We start from the raw sequence: 6,378 nt of genomic DNA, 5'->3' as shown, positions 1-6,378 counted from the left end.
CGCTGGCCCTTTGAAAGGCCCGTAGTCGCGCGCGCCTGTGTGCTTATTCCATGGTCGATGATGAGCGTCGCCAACCCATCTCTGATAGCGACGACCTCACCTTCAATGGCATTGTTGTCGCCGATGAAGCCGGCCACAAAGCGTGTCTGAGGTGCGTCGTAAAGCGCGCCAGGCTTGTCGAGTTGCTCGATACGCCCACCGTTGAAGATCGCGATGCGGTCCGACATTGTGAGCGCTTCGGATTGATCGTGGGTTACATAAACGACAGTGACGCCCAACTCCTGATGCAGGTGCTTGATCTCAAGCTGCAGGTCTTCGCGGAGCCTCTTGTCCAGCGCACCCAGAGGCTCATCCATCAAGATGAGCTCCGGTTGGAAGACGATAGCGCGCGCTAGCGCCACGCGCTGCTGCTGTCCACCCGACAAAAGGGCGGGTTTTCTTGTGGCGAAGTCACCCATCTGCACCATATCCAGCGCGCGGTTCACACGCTGGGTGATGACACCCTTCGCCAGCCTCCTCACCCGCAATGGGTAGGCGAGGTTTTCCGCAACTGTCATGTGGGGGAAGAGTGCATAGTTCTGGAACACCATTCCGATGTTCCGTTTGTGAGCCGGAAGATTTTCGATTGGCCGGCCGTTGAGATAGATCCGACCGGCACTCGGAGCCTCGAAGCCCGCAAGCATCATCAACGATGTCGACTTGCCCGATCCGGATGGACCAAGCAGTGTCAGAAACTCACCTCGAACTATGTCCAGGGTGAGACCCTTGATGATGACGTTGTCCTGATCGTAGGCCTTTGAAACATTCTCGAAGCGAACGACGACATCCGCATGAGGAGGAGGTGTATCGCCCGTGCGACTTTCGCTGGTTCTCTGAAGCATGAATGCCGTTCCCAGTTCTGCACTTAACGTGATGTTATTGTTATATAAATCTACTTGATGAGGACGTCTTCTAGCGCCTGATGGACAACCTCCACCAGCTGTTCCGTCTCCGTTTCACTGATTTGGAAGGGAGGGCAGAAGGCGATCGTGTCGCCCATGTTCCTCACAAGCGCACCGCGCCGTCGGCACGCCATCTCGACTTTTGCGCCGATACGCTCTTCGGGTGCGAACGGAGTGTTGTCCTTCCGATCAGCGACGATCTCGATTCCGCCGAGAAGGCCTACACCACGGATGTCGCCGACAAATTCATGATCGGAGAATTTTTGCCGAAGCGACGAAAGCAGGTGTGATCCGGCGCTGCGTGCCAGACCGACGATGTCGATTTCCTGGTAGATCCTGATCGCCTCCACAGCGACGGCGGACGTCACAGGATGGCCCGAATAGGTGAAGCCATGGCCGAACACGCCGATCGATGCGGCCTGGTCAGCAACGGCCTGGTATATTCTGTCTGATATGATGACGCCGGCGATTGGCATATGCCCGGCCGAGAGGCCTTTGGCTATCGAAACCATGTCCGGCTTGATGTTGAAGGTTTCGGATCCAAACCAGTTTCCCGTGCGGCCAAAACCGCAGATGATCTCGTCGGCCAGCAGTAAAATGTCGTGGCGGGCGAGCACCTCCTGGATCAGCGGAAAATAGTTCTCTGGCGGGATAAAGACACCTCCAGCGCCCATAACCGGCTCGGCAATCATCGCAGCAATGGTGTCGGCTCCCTCCGCGAGGATCATCCCCTCCAATTCGCTGGCGAGCCTCGCACCAAATGAAGCCACGGATTCATGCGGCTCGGCCTCCCGGAAATAGTGGGGCCGCCTGGCATAGAGGATGTCCTGGGTCGGCAGGTTGAATGCCCGGTGCATGTTGGGCAGTCCGCATAGCGCTGCCGCCATGACGGTGCTGCCGTGATAGGCACCTTGGCGGCTGATGATCTTGCGCTTTTCCGGCTTTCCACGCGCGCAGTTGTAGTACCAGGCCAGCTTGACCATCGAGTCCGTCGCCTCGGACCCTGTACTGGTCAGGTAGATCCTGCAGGACGGGATTGGAGAGATCTCCTCGATCAGTCTCACCAACTCCGCCACTGGCTCATTCGAGCGATGATTGGCCGTGTGATAGGCGCCAAGCGTGCGCATCTGCCTGTACGCAGCGTCCGCCAGTCGCTCGTTGGAAAATCCGAGCGAAGCGCACCAAAGCCCCGACATGCCCTCGATATAGCGACGGCCCGCATCATCGATAACGATTGCGCCGCGGCCCTCAGCAATCATCAACGGCCCATCGGCTTCGTGAAGGCGTGGGTTCGTCTGTGAATGCAGATGCAACTGCATCTCGGCTGCGCGGCGATCGTTGCTCATGCCATCGGTTCCCCGGATTTCTCGTTGCGCAGCTCGATTGGCCGCTTGCATCACTTATGACTTCGTACTTATAACTTATAGAATGCAGATTACAAGAAGCGGATTCGCAAATTTGCGCGCCGCGCCGCCAACGGAGGAAATGGACCCAATGCACGACGAAACCCGGGTATCAGGCCAGCAGGATCGATCTGCCGGCCTGACAGCGAGATTGGCCAACGTACTTGCCGGAGGGATGGGCAGCGGAGGGCGCTACGAGCACCGCGATCTCGTCATCGCCAAAGGAAAAGGCGCCCACGTCGAGGACGCCAACGGCAAGCGCTACATCGATTACATGCTCGCGTTCGGTCCCCTGATACTGGGCCATGCTCCGCGGGTTCTCTCGGAAGCAGTCGCCCAATCGCTTGAAACCGGCATCATGTTCGGCGCGGCCTGCGAGAGCGAGTTGCTGCTCGCCGAAGAGGTCGTCAGCTCATTCCCTTGTGTCGACAAAGTCAGGTTCACCAATTCGGGAACCGAGGCCGTGCAGTCGGCGCTGCGACTGGCGCGTGCATATACCGGCCGCGACAAGATCCTGAAATTCGAGGGTCATTTTCATGGCTGGGCGGACAATATCTTTATAAGCGTCAAGCCGGTGGCGCATATGGGACTCGCCAGCCATCCGAAAGCCGTGCTGATGACCCCGGGGCAGCCCAAGAGCGTGATCGACGACATTGTCATCGCAACATGGAACGACTTCCCAGGAATTGAGCAGATCATGTCACGGCATGGCAGCGAAATCGCAGCTATCATTCTCGAACCGTGCCCGACGAACAACGGATTTCTGGAAGTCGCGCCGGGCTTCCTGGAAAAACTTCGAGCGTTGGCATCAGCCTACGGCTCGGTCCTGATCTTCGACGAGGTGGTCAGCGGCTTCAGGATGGCGCTCGGTGGAGGACAGGAACTTTACGCAACCGTTCCCGATCTCTGCACATTCGGCAAGGCATTTGCCGGCGGCTTGCCCATCGCGGGTTTTGGTGGCCGCGACGACATCATGTCGCTCTTGGTCGACAATGCCGTATCGCATCTGGGAACCTATAATTCCGGCGCATTGTCCTGCGCCGGCGCGCTTGCCGTGCTGCGCGAGCTGAAACGTGACGACCAAGCAGTTCTGAAACACATCCACCGGTTGGGAAAAGAGCTTATCGGCGGCTTTAACCAGGTTTTCCAGGAGACGGGTGCGCCGTTGTGCGCGGCCGGCCCCGGCGCCGTCGTCAGTGTTTACGGGTCTCCGACTGTTCCCAAAACCTATCGAGATGTCCTGTCGCACAACAAGGAGCTCCTCGCACGCATTCATCGCGCCCTGCTCCACCGCGGCGTCTGGTCCTTTGCGCGCGGTACCTTCATGATTTCCGCAGCACATGACGAGGACGACATCCAGGAGACAATCCAGATGATGAAACGGGTACTAACTGAAGACATTAATGGCGCAGGAGCATGGTGATGACGGGAGCTTACATAGTCACGGGCGGTACCCATGGGATTGGTGCTGCATGCGTCGAGCATCTCGCATCGCAGGGCGCCAAGGTCGTTTGTGTCGGTCGTGACACGGAAAGAGGTTCGCAAATAGCGGGCGCCTTTCCGACCGTCACCTTCTGCCGGGCCGACGTCGAAAACGAGGCCGACTGCAAAGCGGCCGTTGATTTGGCCCTGACAGTCGGTGACGGGCAGATCGCCGGCCTCGTCAACAACGCGGGCATGTCGATGCGCCGCGCCTTCATCGATACGACCACAGCAGACTGGGACAGGATTTTTGCGGTCAATACCCGAAGTGTTTATTTGTTCACGCGGTTGAGCCTACCCGGCCTGATCAGAGCCAAAGGTTCCGTCGTGACCGTTTCGTCCGTCGCTGGAATGACAGGTGCGGAGGGCATGGCCGCCTATTGCGCGAGCAAGGCCGCACTCATCGGCCTGACCCAGGCACTCGCTCTTGAGCAAGGCAGGGATGTCCGCTTCAATGTCATCTGCCCTGGACAGGTCAATACGCGCATGATGGCATCGACGATGGCCAATCCGAACATTCTCAACGCCTTGCTTCGAACCATACCGGCGGAACGGATCGCGGATCCGCGCGAAGTCGCGGAGGTGGTCGGCTGGCTGCTTTCCAGCAATTCGTCATTCATCAACGGTGCCGTTATCCCGGTGGATGGCGGAGAAACCGCAGGAATTCAGCAGCTGCCATTAGGCAGCTACAATTAGAATGACTTTCCAAGCCGAGCCGCCCGCGGCCAAACAGGAGATTTCGACGGCCAAGGTGGCGACAAAAGTAACGAGGGCTCAATGTCGAGATCAGTTGATCCTCGGTAACATGCCCTTGCCGCCGCCGACGTGCTGGCACGCGACCTTGAAAGTAGTGGCGCGACCATGAAACTCCGCGCCGACCCGATGGGCGACCAGGCGCACAACACACTCGCCATCGGCCGTCGAAACCATCTCGCCCGTCTTGGCCAAACCTTCGGCAAGCAGGCCCACCCCCAGATCCGACCGTCCGGGTTGAGCATCACTTCTACAAAAGGAAATCAATAATTTAGGGGAAGCCGATGGTACCGTTGGCTGGGATCGAACCAGCGACCTCCGGATCCACAATCCGGCGCTCTAACCAGCTGAGCTACAACGGCACATTTGCCTGAGCGGAATCTCTTCGGGAACTCGTCTAAAGCGATCCACTCTGTCGTTCGGCGATGCGTCCATACGGGCTTATGGATTTTAATTCAAGGCTTTTGCGAAGCAAAGACCACTTCCCCACATGTCGCCGCAACAGCCGCGGTTTCGCCGGGCAAAGAAAAAGGCCGGCGGGAGGAGGTGCCGGCCTTTTCCTGTTACGAGCCAGCGGGAGGAGGAGCTGGCTGGTCATCCCGGGGAGCAGAGGGAGGAGGTTCCACTCGCCGGGTATTTCTTAATGCTACCACCATACGCCTGATCGTTTTTAAGAAAATGCGACCTTTTGTTGCATCTTCAGATCATGCGCAAATATTAGGCAGCCTTAATGTCCTTGATCGCCTTCTCGAAGGCGGTCTTGATCGGCTTGGAGACGTCTTCCGCCGCCTTGGAGGCAACGGCCTGGAAGTCCTTGGCCTGCTCGACCGTCAACTCGACGCGCTTGCGCAGGAAAGCGGTCTGCAGTTCGACGACTTCCGACAGCGACTTGGCGCCGATCAGGGCTTCGAGATGCGAGAAGCCGGCTTCGGCATTGGCGCGCAGCGCCGCGATGGTCTTGAGCGACAGGTCGCTGGAAACAGTCTTGGCGGTCTCGTAGGTCGACTCCAGAGCCTTCTGGGTCTCCTCGGCGCCCGTCTTGAGCTTGGCATAGGCCTCCTTGGACTGCTCAACGCCCTTTTCGGCGAAAGCGCGCATCTGGTCGGTGGCCTTGGAAGCGTCGAAGCTCGGGAATTCAACGTTTTCGATCGTCTCGGCAGTTTTGGTCCTGGACATTTTCCATCCTTTTCAGCGGCAGCGGCTTTGACGGAAAGCCGTCTCGTTCAGTTATGATGGCAATATAAAGGCAAATTTTGTGCATTGCAATATCTTTGTTGCAGTGCACCATAAATTTCTTTCCGACCGTTAACCAAAAGCCCAGAAACCAACCTTTGCACGTTTTGGCTTGTGGACCTTCGCGGCCGCGGCTTTTATTAACAAAGCGTTAACTGAAAATTTCGCCGCTCCGTGAGGGTTCGCCAAGCGCATGCCGTCCGAATATTCCTTCCTCGACGTCGCCGTGCTCGACGCGGTGCGCCAGCGGTTTGCCGCCGGCGACGCGATCACGATCCTGTCGGTGGATCTGGAGCACGTGATCTGGGCCAATGGACCGGGCGCCGCAGTCTTCGGCTATCCCGACATCGAGGCGATCATCGGCGCCTCGGCACAGCTGCCGCTGATTGCCCGCCGCCAGATCATGGCGACCAGCGGCTTTCCCGAGATCGGCAGCGATCGCGGCATCACCGTCAGGCTGGCGACCGGCTTGACCAGCAAGACCGTCGGCTTCCAGGCGAGTGCCGTGACGCTGCCTGACGGCGAGAAGGCGATCACGCTGGCGGTGCCGGCGGCGCAGACAGGCT

6 protein-coding genes, 1 tRNA gene and 1 pseudogene are annotated in these 6,378 nt (G+C 58.5%); 3 read left to right on the top strand and 5 right to left on the bottom strand.

Annotated features, from left to right (window positions below; all coding sequences use genetic code 11):
• Window positions 1-881 (bottom strand): ABC transporter ATP-binding protein (locus C1D09_RS22060; RefSeq protein WP_143976294.1); only part of this gene is annotated, 881 nt, incomplete at its 3' end.
• 50 nt (window positions 882-931) lie between these two features.
• Window positions 932-2,287 carry an aminotransferase gene (locus tag C1D09_RS22055; RefSeq protein ID WP_143976293.1) on the bottom strand — a complete coding sequence of 452 codons (1,356 nt, stop codon included), beginning with the start codon at window positions 2,285-2,287 and terminating at the stop codon, window positions 932-934.
• A 148-nt stretch (window positions 2,288-2,435) separates the two neighbouring features.
• Between C1D09_RS22055 and C1D09_RS22050 the strand changes: the two genes are divergently transcribed.
• The gene (locus C1D09_RS22050) at window positions 2,436-3,767 is read left to right on the top strand and encodes an aspartate aminotransferase family protein (protein WP_167514710.1); all 1,332 of its coding nucleotides are present in this window, start codon (window positions 2,436-2,438) and stop codon (window positions 3,765-3,767) included.
• Complete coding sequence (locus C1D09_RS22045; RefSeq protein ID WP_143976291.1) at window positions 3,767-4,522, top strand: SDR family NAD(P)-dependent oxidoreductase; 756 nt, start codon at window positions 3,767-3,769, stop codon at window positions 4,520-4,522. The genes C1D09_RS22050 and C1D09_RS22045 overlap by 1 nt, the downstream gene beginning before the upstream one ends.
• Window positions 4,523-4,612: 90 nt before the next feature.
• On the opposite strand, the gene C1D09_RS34390 is transcribed toward C1D09_RS22045, so the two are convergent.
• From C1D09_RS34390 to C1D09_RS22030, 3 genes are all read right to left on the bottom strand, one after another.
• Entirely contained in the window at window positions 4,613-4,795 is a 183-nt protein-coding gene (locus C1D09_RS34390) for a hypothetical protein (protein ID WP_425463426.1), read from the bottom strand.
• Window positions 4,796-4,864: 69 nt separating this feature from the next.
• A tRNA-His gene (locus C1D09_RS22035) sits at window positions 4,865-4,941 on the bottom strand.
• A 355-nt stretch (window positions 4,942-5,296) separates the two neighbouring features.
• Window positions 5,297-5,755, bottom strand: coding sequence for a phasin (locus tag C1D09_RS22030; protein ID WP_095775501.1), 459 nt, complete (start codon window positions 5,753-5,755; stop codon window positions 5,297-5,299).
• A 250-nt stretch (window positions 5,756-6,005) separates the two neighbouring features.
• Here C1D09_RS22030 and C1D09_RS22025 point away from each other — a divergent pair.
• Window positions 6,006-6,378 (top strand): annotated as a pseudogene (locus C1D09_RS22025) (PAS domain-containing sensor histidine kinase); the annotation flags it as partial.

The organism is Mesorhizobium intechi (genome assembly GCF_002879535.1).
Classification (GTDB): Bacteria; Pseudomonadota; Alphaproteobacteria; order Rhizobiales; family Rhizobiaceae; genus Mesorhizobium; species Mesorhizobium intechi.
The sequence above is the reverse complement of the archived record's forward strand: the minus strand, read 5'-3'. Positions and strand labels throughout refer to the sequence as shown.